Source organism: Pseudomonas sp. LBUM1663, assembly GCF_059695905.1.
Genome location: NZ_CP166792.1, coordinates 3,724,331 through 3,740,845, shown reverse-complemented (window position 1 = coordinate 3,740,845; position 16,515 = coordinate 3,724,331). Strand labels below are relative to the sequence as shown.

The window sequence follows — 16,515 nt, the reverse complement described above, 5'->3', positions numbered from 1 at the left end:
CGGGTCATTCGACCCTGCTAGGACTCATCGTTTGTCCGCCCAACCTATACTGATTATTCCCGCTGCGTTTCGCCTCATACATCGCCAGGTCTGCAATGTGAATCAACCGGTCCATGCTCGGCGCATGGTCCGGGAACACCGCGACCCCGAGACTGGTGCCGATGTGGCGTTGGTCGTTGCCGATGGTGATGGGCGGTGACAGTTCGACGAAGATTTTCTGGCAGATGGTGCGAGCCTCGTCTTGCAGGCTGACGCCTTGGGGCAACCCTTGCAGAATGACCACGAATTCATCGCCGCCGATCCGGGCGACGGTGTCGGTTGAGCGCAGGATTTTCTTCAATCGCGTAGCGGTAGTGATCAGCACCCGGTCGCCGGCCGCATGACCGTAGTGGTCGTTGATTGCCTTGAACCCGTTGAGATCGACAAACACCAACGCCACCCGAGTGGCGCTGACGCGTGCCTGTTCTAGCGCTTCGCACAGGCGCTCTTCAAGCACCAGGCGATTCGGGAGGCCGGTCAACGGGTCGTAATGAGCCAGGTGTTGCAGGTAACTGGCTGAGGCTTTTTCCTCGGTGATGTCGCGCACCACACCCATCATCTTGATGGTGGCGTCATGGTCGTTCTTGACCACGTTGCCGGTTTCCCGCAGCCAGCGAATGCTGCCGTCGGGCCAGACCACGCGGTATTCCTCGTCATGGTTTTCACCGGTATCAAGGCATCGCAATTCCCCGGCCCGGACGTTGGCCCGGTCGTCCGGGTGTACGCAGGCGCAGAACAGTGCGTAGGAGGGTGTGACCTCGCCGATCTTGAAACCGAACATCCCGTAGATCGCGTCCGACCAGTAGAGTTTGTCGGTGTCGACATCCCAGTCCCAGGTGCCGATGCGTGCGAAGTACTGGCTGCGCTTGAAACGCTCGGCGTCGCCGTCCTGGCGGATGTGCAGGCCTTCGGACAGACTGGTAATCAACGCGCGTTGCTCGGCCAATTGTTTTTGCAGCGAGCGCTCGCGGCAGATCAGCGCAATGATCAGGGCAAGCATCACTGAGCCGATGGCTGCGCTGGTCCAGACGTCATTCATTCAAAAATTGCCATCGTGTCGTAGTGATCCGTGTGCCGTGGTGTCGCTTATCTTAGTTGAGGTTAATGCCAGGAACCGCTCGTATGGGTTGCCAATGGCGCACAATTCTGGGAAAACGGCGCCCATTACACCCTGTTGGGTGCGTGAACAATAGAGTGAATGTGATGAATGATGAATTGCAGATAATCGATCTTGAAGTGGGCGACGGCAAAGCCACCGTCAAAGGCGCGCTGATCACCACCCAATACCGCGGCTGGCTGGAAGACGGCACCGAATTCGATTCGTCCTACAGCCGTGGTAAACCGTTCCAGTGCGTGATTGGCACCGGGAGGGTGATCAAGGGTTGGGAGCAACAATTTCATATGTAGGGTTCAGCCATCGGTGCTCTTTGTACGTATTCCGACGAACGGTTTTGGCATCATTGTCCTCTGCAGGCCACGTAAACAAAGGCTTATAGCAAATATGGCTAATATTTAGGCTAAAATATCGCTAAATAACAGTTGCACATTAGAAAGAAATATGTTGACAAAGCTGAAAAAGATGCTACAATGGGGGCAGGAAGGGGAGAGAAACATTCTTTCCTGTCTCCGTTCGGTGCCGGGTTTTCCAACAGGCCGAACAGCCGCCCTCACAGGGGGTTCCTGTCGCCTCATCAGGTGGCGTGGCTAAATACCTGATAGGCAGTCTGATTCACTGTCGCCGTTACCGCCGTAGACGATAGGGGTCAATTGCTTTCCCCACGGCCACGAATTCGCAACAACACATCAGCAACACCCAAAAGGCCAGACCTTGAAAATCTGGCCTTTTTATTGTCCGCGATTCGCTGCGTTACAAGCACATACCAACTTACTCAAGGAGGCCGCATGGCACTTACCTACAAACACTGCTGCGTCTGCAATAACCGTTTCGCTTCACGAACACCGCACGGTCGCTTCTGTTCTGGCTTATGCCGAGTACGGAATCACCGAACACTTAAACAGGCTGAGCCAGTTCAACCAGAACAATCACAACCAGAGGAACAAACATCATGAATCAAATTCCTACACACAAAGAACGAATGGCTCGCTATCAAACACGCCAGCCTGTAACCCTAAGTTACCGCAAAGACACAGCCCGTGAACATTCGGTTATCGATCTTCAGGGCATGTACTACGACGTGTTAGCAGTCTTCAACAAACATATGGACGGCGTAGCGGTTCAAGAGCGAGCAGAGTTTGCAAGCATCGTCCGTGCCCTTGTCACTTGCTACCTTGAAGAATCCAATGATGGGCAAGTGGTGCGTGTTCTCGAAAACACAGTACACAGCTCTGTCGTAGCTAAGTTAGTTCGTGAAGAACTATGCCGCTTGGTGGGTGTGTATGTACCGGAAGAGGGAGAGGGTAGCGTAGAGGCACTTAATGCTGTTGTGCGTCAACGCCAACAACTGGCAGACGCTGCATATGCTGAATGCCGTGCTAAGCATCCGAGTATGACAATCGATATGACAAACCTGACAACAGCCGAGGCTCTATTGAAGTCTTTAGGCTTTCTTGAATCACCAACAGAGGAACTGGATCATGCTCAAGGATGAACAGAAGCGGAAGGACACAGCAGAGTACTTGAGGGCATACATTGCCAGACATATGCACAACATGAGCCCCGAGGCTATCGCTGAAGCGCTTCAAGTGCCTCTGTTTGCAGTGAAGCTGCACTGGCCCAACCCCGCTCGGTAATTCGTACTTCGCACACTAACACTGAAAACATAACGACTGATCAACTCTGATCAGCGAATCACTACGCCCGCTAATCGGGTAACACTACATTAATGGAGAATTAAAATGAGTAACAGTAACGTATTGACCACAGTAACAAAACAGATGATTGCTGAATGTAAAGCTGAAGCGGAACGTGCATACCTTAGCCGTGTTGGCGGATATGGAGAAATTTTCGGTGCTGAGCCTAACAGGCACGGGAATATTCCCCGGAAGTTGTACCGTGGAGCTGTAGTTGAGTTCACCGCTTTGGGTATCGATGCACTTCTAGGCTTGGTATTCGACAAGATTTCACAGGGCTATAAGCGATGCGATACACCGGCCTCAAGTTACGGGATGCAGCACATGGTATATCTCCTGAAACCTGATAGCGAGATTCAGGCTGATTTAGTTGTAGTGTTGAAAGAGGCCGAAGAAGAACTGCGTGCACGAGTTGAAAAGGCCAATGAGGCAGTCATTGCGAAAACTGTTGCTCAACGTAAGGCTCAGATTCTCAGAGAGCGTGAAGAAGCAGCTAAGTCCGCTGATGAGGAACTTGAAAAAGAACTTGAAGCTGAGGTTAGGGCTGCATTGAAAGGGGTCAAGTAAGTGTTAGACGCTACTACAAGGATTCTGATGTTGAGATACAATCCAACTAATCCGCTGTTGGAGTGGGTTAATCAACCACAAGTGGATCAGCCTGCTGATGTTGTATCACTCTCCAAGTCTGTGAAGAGTGACGACGGTAAGAACACGATCACGTTGGTCATGTCCTCGGCGGATTACACAGATAAACAAATTACGGAAGCTGTCACTGCATACAACCGGGAACACCCGGAGCATATGTCGCATAGTTTCCAACTTCCAGTGACCATGTACGGGATTCCAGCTAACAGTTGGGTTCTCGTATTACCAGAGAGAGGAACACAATGACACACACTCTGCAGCATCACCTGCGCCGCTTAGACGGCCATACACACCGTATGGCATACCTGCTATCAGTTACAGACAACTTCAGCCCACGCAAGCTCAACAAGGCTCTCAGAGAGCGTATGCGTTTGATGTCTAGCGTCTCCCGATACACATCAGTCTGGGTGAAAGTTCAAGATGGCTTCTTATTCCTAGTGAGTGGCCCGCTTGTGGTAACTGAGATTGCGTTTAGCTTCTTGTCGGAGTACCGAGCGACCGGGAGCTACACAGAGTCTCAGTTATACCGTGGCACGGCTCGCAAGCACTTCCATGAGGTTGTGCAATCACACTTAGAAGGGCACGTGCAATCGGGGCGTAGTTACGGTGCAAGCCGATGATCAATGAGAACATCGCCAAGCTCTCGGGGTTACTTAACTTCCAAGTTGATCTATCTGGGCTACATCGCTTCAACGCCAGCCTGAACCAAGTTGAGCAACGTATGAAGCGCATGTCTGCACAAGCTGATGCGTTCGCCAAGAAACTTGGAGTAGGGCCGAAAGAGCGTGCACAGAAGCAAGATTCATCGATCCGCCACAACTTGAACCGAGAGTTACAGCTCGAAACGGCTGTAGCCAAGGCCAAGCGTTATACGTTCCAAGCGGAATTGGCAGGCCAGAAGTTACAGTTTGCAGGAGCCAAGCAGAGTGCTTTCCTTACAACTCAGGCAATCAAGGATAAGCAGCAAACGGCTGTAGCTGAAGCCAAGTCTCACAAAGCCAACATTGAACGACTGAAGGCCCAAGGCCAGGAAATTAAGAATACATCCACTCTGGCAGCCGCTAAGGCCCGTCAAGCCGGTCTAGAGCAACGATTGGCCCAACAACAGGTTAAGACTGCAACGCTTCAACAGAAGCATGTGCAGAGCATGACAGCTACCCAGCGAGTTCAACTTGCACTGAATGAAGCTCGTGAACGTGGTCAACGTCAGGCTCAGAAGTTTGCAGCAGGCCAACAGCAGGCAAAGTTACGTGAACAGCGTCAGGCAGAGTCGCACGAGCAGAGGGCAGAGCGATTCAACTGGGCAGCATCTCGTCAGACGCACTGGGAGGCCAACCGCAACAATCCCAAGAGTGCTGACTTCGGCCTAGGTTCGTTCTCAATCGCTCTAGGCGCTGCGGGCGCTGCGTTGTACGCATTAACAAGTGCAGTGGCATACGCCAACGAACGAATCAAGCAACGCCAGACAGACGCCAGTACAGCGGAGCAGTTCAACACAGCCCTAGAGACAAGCGGCGGGAAGAACCCTCTGAACCAGAAGTTCAGTCGTGACAAGTTCGTTGAGATTTCCAACAAGTACGGTATGGAACTGTCTGTAGAGTCCGCGAAGGTCTACGCCAATTTTGTCGCAGGACAAGTAGCCCTCGGTAAGACACTGGAACAGGCCACGAAAATTTACGAAGACCAGTCAGCAGTTTTTAGGGCCGCTGCACTAGATAAGGAAGCCCAGAAGAGAGCGGCTTATCAGCTAGGCCAGATCAGGGCCAAAGGCAAGCCGGAAGGCTCTGATGTAAACGATTTGTTCGACGCCATCGGTGGTCCTGTAGCTAGTTCTATCCGTGCCGCTGCTGCTCAGCGTTTGAAGTTCAAAGGTAAGCCAGAAGAGCAAGCAGGCTGGTTCAAGAAGCAAGTCACGAAGGGAAACATCCTAGCGAAAGACTTCGATCAGGGTATGGCGAACTACCTCAGTGCCAACCAAGACGTTCTAGCGAAACAGATGAAGAGTATTGACGCTGATCAGACCCGTTCTGATAACGCCAAGTACATGAATGACAACAATCTGAACAGCAGCCAAGAGCTGAAGGATGTTATTCACGAACGTATTCAGGCAGAGCGTGAGTTAGCTGAAGCAATGAAGCCGATTAATGCCCTGTTCCTGGACTTGGACATTGGATTAACTCAGTTCAAGACCGCCCTTGTTCGGTTTATCACTGGTAAAGATGTGGACGGTAATGACAAGACGCCAGAGCAGAAAGCCGCCGCACTAGCCGCAGCCGGTGGTGCAGATGGGATTATCACTCTGCCGAATCAGAACACTACTCCACAAACTGAACAGCAAAGGCTGAATGCTAACGCTGCTGACCCTGTGTCCAACTTCTGGAATCGTATTCTAGGTGGTAAGGACTCCAAGGAAAGTGCTGCTGAAAACAAAGCTCGCTGGTCTGGTGTAAAAGTTCCAGAGAAAGACTTGTTTGGACTTAGTGCTGTTTCACTAAAGCTGGATAACTTGATCAAGAACCTCGATGTGGGTGATATGGCCGATGGGCAGTATCGTCGTTTCCGTCCTGATGTATTTGAGACATTCGATGCATCGACAGCGATGAAACGTGCTGCATCTCAGTCGGAGGTTAATTACCCAGTGCCGAAACAGCACTCTACTACTTCCGTGAACGAACTTACAACAAGCACTATCACAGCGCCTGTTACGATCAACATTACAGCGAAGACTGATGCAACTGCCGAAGATATCGCCAAGGGAGCGAAGCAAGTGTTTGATGAGCAAATTGCTAAGACCTTGAGTACTGCTAACGCAGGTGCCGGTACAGAAGTAGAGTAAACATGGCCTGTTCACAGCAGGCTTTCCCAACTAGCTAAGGAGCATTTATGAATCCCATAATTCACGCACTTGTAATTGCAACAGTGATTCAAATCATTGCCATGTTCGGCATGGGCGCTTTCATTTATGACCGTTCCACTGAGCAGGCTAAGTATTACGCCGCAGAATTGGTCTTGCATCACCGTAACGATGTACAGCAACAGTTCGCTGAAGAGCGGGAACAGATCAAGTCATACGTAGACCGAGCGATTGAACGCGCTACCTACAAACAAACCAAGTAACACGCCTACTGCAACTATCTTTGATAGTAGTGCCGCTGCCGTGTAAGCCACGTTTTGTAAGGGATACAGCCATATTCAGTGTCCTACATCAGTGCGAGAGCACTCCACAGGACACTTCATTACATATAGGAGAAACAAGTGAACACAATCTACAACAGTTCCGCTGAAGCGATGGCGGTTGCATACACCATCGCGAAAGAGAGCGGCAAGAAGGTTTGGCGACATGTCATTGAGACGAAGTACGGAGTCACACGCTGGGTGCTGTCATTCGATAGCGACCCCCAGAACGCAACGCGGGGGCTTGCAGCATGAAGAACTACACCTGCATGTGTTGCTTCCATGTCTTTGCGTCGAAGAAGTTCAAACCGTTCTGCTCACCATCATGCCGCCACGCCAGTGACGCAACATTAAAGAAATCCAATTCAGTCAACCCAGAGGGGACACAACATGACCACAGCAACACAAACAACAAAGCCTAAGGCTACACGTCAGTCACGTTACTGCAAGAACACCGATTGCAAGAAACAGTTCAAAGTAGCACCAACTTCCAAGAAGCTCTATTGCCAAACCAGTTGTTCCGCCAAGACCCAGAACAAGAAACGTCCTCGTGTTAACAGGCTCGACAAGGCCAGACGTACACCGTTCTTCTTCTATCTCGCCAGAGAATGCAAGCGTGCACAGTCGCTGCAAGTGCTGACAGGCCACACGGCAGAGTCTGTAGTCGCCCTGTACGAAGTGTGGAAATATGCTTTCAAGGCCAACCAATATGGTGCAGTACGCAACTTCGAACTGTCCCACATCGCCAGTGTAGAGAGTCCAACCACCCTTGGTCTGTTGTGTGCGGAAAACTTGTGTGTCAGCCCTAAGAAGCTGAACAAGGTTCACGGTACGCAGTATTACGGACACGGTAAGAAGATCAGCCGAACAAGCATTCTGCCCAAGCATCACATCTACAGTGATGAGCCGGAAGGTGTAGTGCTTGACCGAGTGATTGCTTACTTGGGCGAACAGTTGGTTGATGATGTTGTCCGTATTGCCAAGCTTCAGGCATCGCAGAGAAGTAAACACTTGGACTGGCTGAGCGACAACCTAGACCCAGCCAACCCAGAACACCGTAAACACATGGCCGCATTGCCGGGTATGACGACAGTGGCTCTGTCGAATCTGAAGAATCATTTGCAAGATAAACTGGCGAGTACGTTCGGTATCAAACGGTACACGTTCAAGTTTTTCGATGTTCTCTATCACGAACTGGAGCGTCATGTGCAATACCGTCCAGAGCTACAAGACGTGTTTAACGAAATCCAGCGAATCAACGAGTTGAAGAGCTACAGGAATTCCTGGGACATTGACCAATCTGAAGAACGTGCACTATTCGATCTGTTGCACGGTAAGTCGGTTACCGATGTGCAAGTCGCTCTTGATACTCTCGTGGACAGGAACACACCAGTTATCGACTACGACACAATTAACGCCTACGGTGGAGACTTCGTGCCAGAAGTCTTGGAACGTATCCCGGCATACGCACCGATCAAGTTCACAGTGCGGAAGGCTGTTGTGCAGACTGCCCCGGCAAGAGTACTGGCAACCCTGAGCATCATGCTCGACAGTGAGTCTCCTGACATCGGCTACAGTCGCCCCATGGTGGCCCCAGTGTGGGAAGTGACTCCAGACTTAGCGCCGTTCTGATATATACACTCAGCCCTGCCAGCAATGGTGGGGCTTTCTGTTGCCCAAAGAGACGCAACACGCCTACTGCAACTATCTCTGATAGTAGTGCTCCGACGAGTTAACATCGCTACAGGCCTTATACTACGTGGCTTGCAGCCATATTGTACCCTCGAAAAGTGTCCTAAACCAAGGGCGAAGCACTCACTCAACCTTCTTCGGGCGAAAGCCTCGGTAGACCCACTTCGTAGAAATCGCAATCAGGTAGATGCTCAGGTTAATCCCAACCCACCACGCAAAGTAATATGCGACAAACTTCACTTGCCTATCGGGCAATGTATCGAGCTTGCTCTTATACGCTTTCAGTACTTTGCTCAGACTTTCTGTTACCTCATATTTTCTATAATAAGAGCATTCATTTACGGTGGTGGATCGCCCAGCTTCTTTGTCTCGGAAATATTGATCGCAGTTCATCCAGAACCTAATGTCGCCACCATGTTCCATGGATGCCTGCTTCTGTGTGGGGAACGAGTCATATTTGAAGCTGATGGTTAACAGGCCAGTCAACACACACAACACAATCCCTAATCGTTGCCAGCCACTCATTCCGTTCTCCTTGTCACCACCCATCCACCTACGGCAGTGCGTCTCCTGTTGTGTGGCGATTATCTACGATGGCAGTCAGTGAAGACAGTGATTATGGAAACCTCCGAATAACCCCAATTTAACCTCACAAAACCTCAACGCTTACCACACGATTGACCTGGGCCTAACTGAGTGTCTGGCCTACAGCCCGCATTCCGTAGGGAGTCGCGTTCGCTGGGGGTTAAGCTTTTTCTTGTGAGGACGCTCAAGGTGGTTAAATTGCACAGAATCGACGATTTACGCACCGAAACACCGTTTTCCTACAAGGGATCGCAAGGAATTGCTTGCATTACATTGTTTGCTGCAATAGTCAAGCATATTTTTCTTGCTGCCTCTCACTTTGTGTGCAAACCTTGTCTCCGGGGATTGGCCCATGGGGAGACGTGTCATGCCATCGATTTCAGATTTGAAGAAACCAGTGAGCCCACAGGAACTATCGGGCGACCCAATCGCTGATGCAGCGACGGCTGCGATGTTGCGGAATGAGTCTCAAGAACTGGCTCGGATCAGCGCCGTGCTGTCTCAGGACTTTCCTACGAAGCTGGGATCGCCTCGGGCTCCTGTACATGAAATAACAATCGAGACGCCGCGCATCGTGAGCATGATGCAGAGACAGGCAGAGCAGGCCGCTCGTGTTCAGGCACAGGCAAATCCTGTTCAGGCACCAGTGGTGGCTGCTGTTCGTCCTTTCTGGAAGCGGTGGAGCTTCTGGGAGAAGGTCATCAAGACTGTTAGCGGGATTATCTTGTTCGGAATTGCCGTGTGGACGTTCTTGCAGGCATAGGGAAGATGCCTATAACAAACCTAGAACGACCGTTCAGAGAGTGTTATAGTGGCCCTCAGACGGATTCCAGAGGGCGAGAACATGACCACCAACACCCAAAACACTATCGACGTAGTGAGCTACTGCCGAGTATCCAGCCAAGGGCAGGGCGAGTCTGGTTTGGGTCTTGAGGCTCAGCGTGAGTACATCGACCGTGCAGCCAAGCAGAACGGCTGGAACATCGTTGGTGAGTTCGTGGATGTTGTGTCGGGCAAACTGGCAATCGAGGATCGTCCAGAAGGTGCCAAGGCTTTAGCCCTGTGTAAGAAGCTTGGTGCGAAGTTGGTAGTAGCCAAGCTGGATCGTCTGTCCCGTTCCGTTCACCACATTGCCCGTCTGCTGGATGAGGCAATGGATTTCAAAGTGGCAACGATGCCACAGGCCGACAAGTTCCAACTTCATTTGTTTGCAGCACTGGCAGAACAGGAGCGGTCGTTCATTGCCAGTCGTACCAAGGAAGCTCTGGCAGCTCTCCAGAAGCGTGCTGATGAGGGTGACGTCCAGTCTGCCAAGAAGATCGCCCGTCGCTCTGAGGCGCTGGAGAAAGGCCGTACCGACGCCAACCGGGCTAAGGCCAGTGAGGCTATTCAACAGCGTGTGAATTCGTGGCAAGAATCAGTGCGTGATCCGATAGACCTGTGTATCCGCAAGGGTGGTCGCACACTGCAACAGGTGGCTGACTGTCTGAACGGGAAGGGCATCACCACAAGCCGGGGCGGATCATGGTCGTCTATGCAAGTGAAGCGAGTGATGGAGAACCTGGCCCTCACGTTCCCTTCGAAAGAAATCGTTCTGTAACGTCCTGCAGGGCCAGTCTAGTGACGCTCTGTCACACCCTTGACCCCAGAGCAAGCACGGTTGTAGGTCGCCTGGAGTGGCGTTGTAGAGTCTCGTAGACTGATCTGGAAGGGCGGCAAAGGTTATTTTTGAAAAGCTCAGGTTTCCATTCACCCCGTCTGTGCACCGCTTAGCAGCGCCCCAAAAACCGCCGGATTATATTTCCCGCCAGATTCTCAAACCGATGTGCAAGTGGCCCGAATTTTTGGCGGCGGGGCATGGGTTCTGTGGAGAACGGTCTTGGTCCTATTGGGCACAGGCGCTGCTGTACAATCCTGCCGTGTTCGCCTGCATTCGGCTTACAGGGTGACAGCCCTTGGATGCAGGCGAGCCATTACGTAAACAGTGCGATGACCGCTACCACGACAGCCAGAGCGGCGGTGTAAGTAGCGATCTGAAACTTTCGGCTTTCGTCCTCTAGTCCTGCTAGCACTGATGCAAGGAGCGGGAAGTTCACACAGTGCCTATCAGTCTCAACCCCCAGCGTGAAGAAGTGCACCTTCGTGCTGTCCTCCTGCTTGTACCCGTACTTGTGCTCTAGATGGTAGTAAAGCCGCCCAAACACGATGTCGCCGTCTACATCCAGTTCCTTCGCAATCATCTTGCAGTTAATGGGTACGTAAATCTTGCTCACACGTCCGTTCTGAACGTCTTCACTCTGCATGTAGTTCTTAAACTCTTCGTAGTACAGCTTGTAGATGAGGCTGAGGATCTTGAGGTCAGATGGTGATTTCATGTCGGGCGTCCTTGGGTGAGGCTTGAGATTACCGTATCGATATCGACGTAGTGCATCACTGGTTCAACCTGGGGCTAAAGCTGCGCCGGGCACTCGTGCAGAGTCCAGCAAACACGGGGTACAAGTAGGCGCCGATTGCGCTGAATTACGGACCTAATATGTATACCGTAGGGGATCGCTCGGGGAGTGATGCACGTACAGCGTGAGCTGTAAGCGGTATGCACGGTTAGCGTGAGCTAACGACTGGATTCCCAGTGAACGGGGTTCACGACAGTAGTCACGTTTAAGAGTAGAGGATAACTATTAATAAATTATAACCATAATCCAAAGGGTGCACTGTCTTGAGCTTCGCTCACGGGTGTCCTGTTGAATGCTCCCGCATTCGGTTGTGCACGACAAACAAGAGCAAAGGCAGAAGCGAAGCGGATTGTGGAATATTCGATGTGGGTAGTCGTCTGATCGAAGATCGAAGGTGCTACGTCCTACGTTGGGTACTGTTGAAAGCGTTCGCTTTCGTCTGACTACTTCAGGTGTATCCCGTCTACAGCTCCGCTGTGTGTTCACCCTCCCGCAGAGTGCGAGGGTGTCCCCCCGGTAGTATGTATACTAGGTCGTTAATTCTGCGCAACGATGCACGGTGCTGAGCCCGTCATCATTGGGGCTCGTCAGAGGTGCTGGCGCGGTTATTCGTGTTGACGCCGAAGATCTTCATAGTCTTCCTCGGTCCAAACCGACTCGGCTGGTTCATCTGGTGCATCGGGTTCGCATTCTGGGTAATCCTTCTTAGGAACAAGAATCAGCTTCTCGCCTGACATGAGCTTGTACTTGTCCTCCCCGCGATCAACACCGGTATATCTGTACGTGACATCGGAGTGTGATGAAGTGATTCGGCCATCTGCGTTGATCGTGATTGAGTAATCGACAGTGCGGAGCATGGCGGCGAGGTGTTGCGGATCGTCTCTTTCGAGGTCCGACACTTTGCCTTTCTCCTGCCAAAACTTCACGAAGCTGTTTGATGGAGTTGTAGCGGTTGCACGCAAGATGACTAAGGCATTCTCCGCTGCTTCGCGTTCTTCCTTAGCTTGCCTGTAGGCTTCCTTGTTTCCGTCGTCAAGACCGAACTCTTTGACCATCGCTACAAGGTTTTCAAACTGCCTGTTCAGCTCCAGCAGCTTGGCTTCATGGGTGATGATTTCTTTCTCGTTCACGCCCATCTGTTGTTGGGCCATTGCTTCATCAGTAGCCCTGACAGACGTGTAACGGTAGATCGCATCCATCACAGGCTTGGGTACGATGTGCGAGTTTTCACAGTCCTTCAGGTTCTGCCGGGTCCGGCAACGCATAGAATGGGGCGAGCCATCCTTGTTCTGAATGATGTAGTTCTTGCCGCATGAGCCACAGCGAACCAAGCCGACAAGGAAGTGTTTAGCCGTCTTCACCGGACGTTTGGTCTTTACTTTCTCAGCGTGGATCTGGGCCTTGTAGAACAGTGAAGGTTCGACGATTTCGGGATACACACCGTCGATGATCTGATGGTCTGGCGTACCGGCTAATGTTTCCCACTTACCGATCACGGCCTTATTCTGTAACCAGCCTTTGACACCTGGCCCGCTGCATTTGGCTAGACGTTTAACACCAGATTCCCGCATCCGTTTGGCAATTGTGGCCTTGCCCATGCCGGATACGAACAGTTCAAACGCAATCTTGATCCACGGCGCCACGTCCTCACGGATAGAGCCATCGCTATTGAGCCAGACGGGCGTCATACGTTTGGGAGTAGTGCCCTCATTCTTGGCTGCGTTACGACGGAGGGTGTAAGAGTCGGTGATACGTCTGGATAATGACTGGGAGTAGCCGTGTGCCGCCTGAATCTTTGCCACAAGCAAGAAGATCTGAGTGCCGCCGACAGATGCCTTCGTGTACTCGGTGCCATCGTCCAGTGTGATGATAGACACGCCAGCTTTCAGGATTGGGCTGATGATCGATGTGAGCATGTCGAGAGGTTCCAAGCGACCAGCACGGTCGATGGCCTCAACTAACACCACGTCACCGGCTTTGATAGCACCTTCCTCAACGGCAACGAGAAGCTTCCCAAATCCACCGCCAGCTTCGATGTGCTCACCGTGGAATCCGCTCTTACCTAAATCCTTGAAACTCAGATCGCACAGGGTGAAGTCCGGGTGCTTGGTCAGCCACTCCGCAATCATGGACTCTTGGCGTTCAACGCTGCTACCGACTCGTTGACGGTCGCTTGAGAATCGAACGTATGAGATTGCCTGTTTCTTTTGCATGTGTGTGCCCCAGCGCCTGATAGTCGATATGGTATCAGAGGCGAGTGTTACATGTGAAAAAGCTGGGACCAGGGGATTATGGGGATGCAGGTGGGCGGCAAGCGCAAGTTGCTGGTACCGGCGCATTTGGCCTACGGCGAGCGGACGATGGGCGCGATCACGCCGAATTCGAATTTGATTTTTGAGATTGAATTGCTGGAAGTGCTGACGCGGGATGATTAATTGGCGCGCGGGCTGAAAGGGTATGTGCAGCGAGGGGGCAGGCCCCTCGCCGCAATCAAACGGTTTTCCCCACTATTCCCGCACGCCTATGAAAAGGTCCAGGTCAGTCGGTAGCTGCACATCAATGGTCATGGCGATTTGCTGGATTTGCTCGGCAGTCAGTAAACAATCCCCATAGGCGCTTTCATCAAGATTGTTCCAGCCCAGTACACGCATTATCACGTCTTCAAATTCTGGTAGGACGGTCAGCTCGTACCTTAAAAAGTCACCCTCATCATCACCTTTTGAAAATCCACTGATCCAAAAAACATAGCGGGTCTCCTGATCTATTCCCGGGTGGTTCTGGTGGGTGTTGCAAGCCTGGTGCCCGTCGCCTGACGCTGGGTGTTGAATCGCAGGTGTGTCTGTTTTGCTAGCCATGAGCGTCCTTGTTTCAACTTTTGAAAACGATGCGGACGCTATATCAACGGGCATTAAATGGATGTAGGTTTTTTCTGAATGTTCGGTCGTTTTTCCAAATTATGATGAGGGAAGGGGCGCCCTCACCACAGATTCTCGCTAGACTTTCGGATCAGACCTGAAACGTCTCCCGATACGCATACAATCCAGGCGTTCCCCCGGTCATCACAAACAGTAGATTGTCACCGCGCTGGAAGCGTCCTTGCCTGATATCACCCAACAGCCCGGCAAACGCTTTCCCGGAATACACCGGGTCAATCAACAGACCTTCGGCGCGAGCCATCAGGCGCACCGCGTCGAGCATGGCGGGGGTCGGCAGACCGTAACCGTCGCCCAGCTGACTGCCATCAATCACGATCTCTGACGCCTCAACGACGGCGCTGCTGCCCAATAACGTCAGTGCGTCCTGAGTCAGTCGCGCGGTTCTGTCCGCTGACGTGTCCCGATCAGACAAGACCGAATACGACTTGACCATCGACGTTCCCCGACCCAGCAACTGGAACCCCGCAGCGAGCCCGGCGTGGGTGCCGGCGCTGCCATTGGGCACGACCACCTGGTTGAAGGTGAGACCAAGTTGCGTTTCCTGCTGCGCGATCTCTGCTGCGCAACTTGCGTAACCGAGGCTGCCCAGCGGCGTTGAGCCCCCGGTCGGTATTACCAGAACCGTGCGCCCGGTTTCCCGAAGGTGGGCGGCGCGTTTCTCGGCCTCGGCCAGTGAGTCGCTGCCACCGGCAAGCACCCGTATGTCTGCGCCGAACAACTGGTCGAGCAGGACGTTGCCGTTCGCCTCGTAGTCCATTTCGGATTTTGGCACCGACCGGGTCAGAATCAGTTCGCAGGCAATGCCCAGGCGGGCAGACACGGCGGCTGTCAGCCGTGCATGGTTGGACTGGAGACCGCCGATGGTGATGACCGTGTCGACCCCGGCCGCGAGCGCCGCGCCGAGGTGGAATTCGAGTTTGCGCAGTTTGTTGCCGCCACCGCCGATCAACATGTGATCATCGCGCTTGAGAAACAGGCCGATGCCTTGTGCCTTCAAACCCAGCAGTTGTTCCAGGCGTTCGGCGCGCTGAATCGGCGTTGGACCTTGCAACAGGTCTGCCCGCGCGAAAGAACTGAGTGACGTGTCCAATAGGGTTTGCATCAATGGCGCCTCGTTATGCACTTTATTACAGTGACTCTAGGGACAAAGTCCCGGGTGATAAACGCATCGCCGGTTATTACTCCTTTAACCTGATGTATTGAATGCAAGGCAGGGACATGAGCAAACTCAAGCAAATGGAAGTCTTCGTCGCTGTCGTCGAGGCGGGCAGCTTCGCCGATGCGGCCAATGAGGTCGGCATGTCGGCGGTCATGGTCGGGCGGCATGTCCAGGGTCTGGAGAAAGCCCTCAATACCCAGCTGATTAAACGCACCACCCGCCGCCAATCCATCACGGCCGAGGGGCGGCTGTTTTACGAAGAAGCCAAATTGGCCCTGGACCAGGTGAAGTACGCATTCAGTCGGGTGGAAGCGTCCAACCCGGAACCTAGCGGCCTGCTGCGCATCACTGCGCCGATGAGTCTCGGCGTTTCCCTGGTCGGGCCGCTGGTGGCCGAATTCATGCAGCGTTATCCGCAGATCCAGGTCGAACTGATTTTGAGCAATGAAGTGATCGATCTGTACGAGACGTCATTCGATCTGGCGTTCAGGATTTCCGAGCTGATTGGCGTCAACCTACTGGCCACGCCGTTGCCGCCGTATCGAATGGTGATCTGCGCCTCGCCCCGGTATCTGGAAAAATGGCAGGAACCGCAGTCCCCCGAGGACCTGCACCGACACCGGATTCTTACCCACACGTCCTGGAACAACCGGTTTGCCTGGCCCCTGAGGAACGGCACCAGCGAAGTACCCTGGCCTGAAGGCGCGGTGTTGAAGAGCAATGACGGTCAGGTGTTGTTGCAGGCGGGCGTGGCCGGGGAGGGGATTTTGATGCAGCCCGACTTTTTAGTGGCGGCGGCGTTGGCCAGCGGTGAGCTGGTGAGGATCATGGACGCCTATGTTCCGCCGCCCAAACCGGTGCAGATGGTGTATCCGCGCTCCAGGAAGTCGCTGCCCAAGTTGCAAGCCTTTGTCGAGTTTGTCGCGGATCGATTGGGGTGACGGGGCGGCGTATGGCGGATCCAGATGATGTAGCGGTTTTTAGGCCGTCATCGCGAGCAAGCTCGCTCCCACAGGGGATC

16 protein-coding genes and 2 pseudogenes are annotated in these 16,515 nt (G+C 52.8%); 12 read left to right on the top strand and 6 right to left on the bottom strand.

Annotated elements, in window-relative coordinates:
- Window positions 1-4: 4 nt before the first annotated feature.
- Window positions 5-1,078 carry a diguanylate cyclase domain-containing protein gene (locus ACA075_RS17045; protein WP_497294030.1) on the bottom strand — a complete coding sequence of 358 codons (1,074 nt, stop codon included), beginning with the start codon at window positions 1,076-1,078 and terminating at the stop codon, window positions 5-7.
- Between the two features lie 164 nt (window positions 1,079-1,242).
- On the opposite strand from ACA075_RS17045, the pseudogene ACA075_RS17040 reads away from it, so the two are divergent.
- From ACA075_RS17040 to ACA075_RS17005, 8 genes and pseudogenes are all read left to right on the top strand, one after another.
- Window positions 1,243-1,431 (top strand): annotated as a pseudogene (locus tag ACA075_RS17040) (FKBP-type peptidyl-prolyl cis-trans isomerase); the annotation flags it as partial.
- 674 nt (window positions 1,432-2,105) lie between these two features.
- Window positions 2,106-2,648 (top strand): hypothetical protein, encoded by a 543-nt coding sequence (locus ACA075_RS17035; RefSeq protein ID WP_497294028.1) that lies wholly within the window; start codon window positions 2,106-2,108, stop codon window positions 2,646-2,648.
- 247 nt (window positions 2,649-2,895) lie between these two features.
- Window positions 2,896-3,417 (top strand): hypothetical protein, encoded by a 522-nt coding sequence (locus ACA075_RS17030; protein ID WP_497294026.1) that lies wholly within the window; start codon window positions 2,896-2,898, stop codon window positions 3,415-3,417.
- Between the two features lie 27 nt (window positions 3,418-3,444).
- Window positions 3,445-3,741, top strand: a complete 297-nt coding sequence (locus ACA075_RS17025; protein ID WP_497294024.1) for a hypothetical protein — start codon at window positions 3,445-3,447, stop codon at window positions 3,739-3,741.
- A 370-nt stretch (window positions 3,742-4,111) separates the two neighbouring features.
- Complete coding sequence (locus tag ACA075_RS17020) at window positions 4,112-6,331, top strand: hypothetical protein (protein ID WP_497294022.1); 2,220 nt, start codon at window positions 4,112-4,114, stop codon at window positions 6,329-6,331.
- Between the two features lie 47 nt (window positions 6,332-6,378).
- Window positions 6,379-6,612, top strand: a complete 234-nt coding sequence (locus ACA075_RS17015) for a hypothetical protein (protein WP_497294020.1) — start codon at window positions 6,379-6,381, stop codon at window positions 6,610-6,612.
- A 138-nt stretch (window positions 6,613-6,750) separates the two neighbouring features.
- Complete coding sequence (locus tag ACA075_RS17010; RefSeq protein ID WP_497294019.1) at window positions 6,751-6,924, top strand: hypothetical protein; 174 nt, start codon at window positions 6,751-6,753, stop codon at window positions 6,922-6,924.
- A gap of 135 nt (window positions 6,925-7,059) precedes the next feature.
- Window positions 7,060-8,301, top strand: a complete 1,242-nt coding sequence (locus ACA075_RS17005; protein WP_497294017.1) for a hypothetical protein — start codon at window positions 7,060-7,062, stop codon at window positions 8,299-8,301.
- Between the two features lie 183 nt (window positions 8,302-8,484).
- On the opposite strand, the gene ACA075_RS17000 is transcribed toward ACA075_RS17005, so the two are convergent.
- Window positions 8,485-8,886, bottom strand: a complete 402-nt coding sequence (locus ACA075_RS17000; protein WP_497294016.1) for a hypothetical protein — start codon at window positions 8,884-8,886, stop codon at window positions 8,485-8,487.
- A gap of 427 nt (window positions 8,887-9,313) precedes the next feature.
- Between ACA075_RS17000 and ACA075_RS16995 the strand changes: the two genes are divergently transcribed.
- On the top strand, window positions 9,314-9,709 hold the full coding sequence (locus ACA075_RS16995; RefSeq protein ID WP_497294014.1) for a hypothetical protein: 396 nt from the start codon (window positions 9,314-9,316) through the stop codon (window positions 9,707-9,709).
- An 81-nt stretch (window positions 9,710-9,790) separates the two neighbouring features.
- Window positions 9,791-10,546 (top strand): recombinase family protein, encoded by a 756-nt coding sequence (locus tag ACA075_RS16990; protein WP_497294012.1) that lies wholly within the window; start codon window positions 9,791-9,793, stop codon window positions 10,544-10,546.
- 373 nt (window positions 10,547-10,919) lie between these two features.
- Here the strand turns inward: ACA075_RS16990 and ACA075_RS16985 are convergent, their stop codons facing one another.
- Together ACA075_RS16985 and ACA075_RS16980 are read right to left on the bottom strand one after the other, a co-directional pair.
- On the bottom strand, window positions 10,920-11,321 hold the full coding sequence (locus tag ACA075_RS16985) for a hypothetical protein (protein ID WP_497294010.1): 402 nt from the start codon (window positions 11,319-11,321) through the stop codon (window positions 10,920-10,922).
- A gap of 683 nt (window positions 11,322-12,004) precedes the next feature.
- Window positions 12,005-13,612 (bottom strand): recombinase family protein, encoded by a 1,608-nt coding sequence (locus ACA075_RS16980; protein ID WP_497294008.1) that lies wholly within the window; start codon window positions 13,610-13,612, stop codon window positions 12,005-12,007.
- 57 nt (window positions 13,613-13,669) lie between these two features.
- Between ACA075_RS16980 and ACA075_RS16975 the strand changes: the two are divergent.
- Window positions 13,670-13,834 (top strand): annotated as a pseudogene (locus tag ACA075_RS16975) (FKBP-type peptidyl-prolyl cis-trans isomerase); the annotation flags it as partial.
- Window positions 13,835-13,906: 72 nt separating this feature from the next.
- Here the strand turns inward: ACA075_RS16975 and ACA075_RS16970 are convergent.
- Entirely contained in the window at window positions 13,907-14,254 is a 348-nt protein-coding gene (locus tag ACA075_RS16970; protein ID WP_497294007.1) for a pyocin S6 family toxin immunity protein, read from the bottom strand.
- A gap of 151 nt (window positions 14,255-14,405) precedes the next feature.
- Window positions 14,406-15,437, bottom strand: coding sequence for a D-cysteine desulfhydrase family protein (locus tag ACA075_RS16965; protein WP_497294005.1), 1,032 nt, complete (start codon window positions 15,435-15,437; stop codon window positions 14,406-14,408).
- Window positions 15,438-15,553: 116 nt separating this feature from the next.
- On the opposite strand from ACA075_RS16965, the gene ACA075_RS16960 reads away from it, so the two are divergent.
- On the top strand, window positions 15,554-16,435 hold the full coding sequence (locus ACA075_RS16960) for a LysR family transcriptional regulator (protein ID WP_497294003.1): 882 nt from the start codon (window positions 15,554-15,556) through the stop codon (window positions 16,433-16,435).
- The last annotated feature ends 80 nt before the right edge of the window (window positions 16,436-16,515 follow it).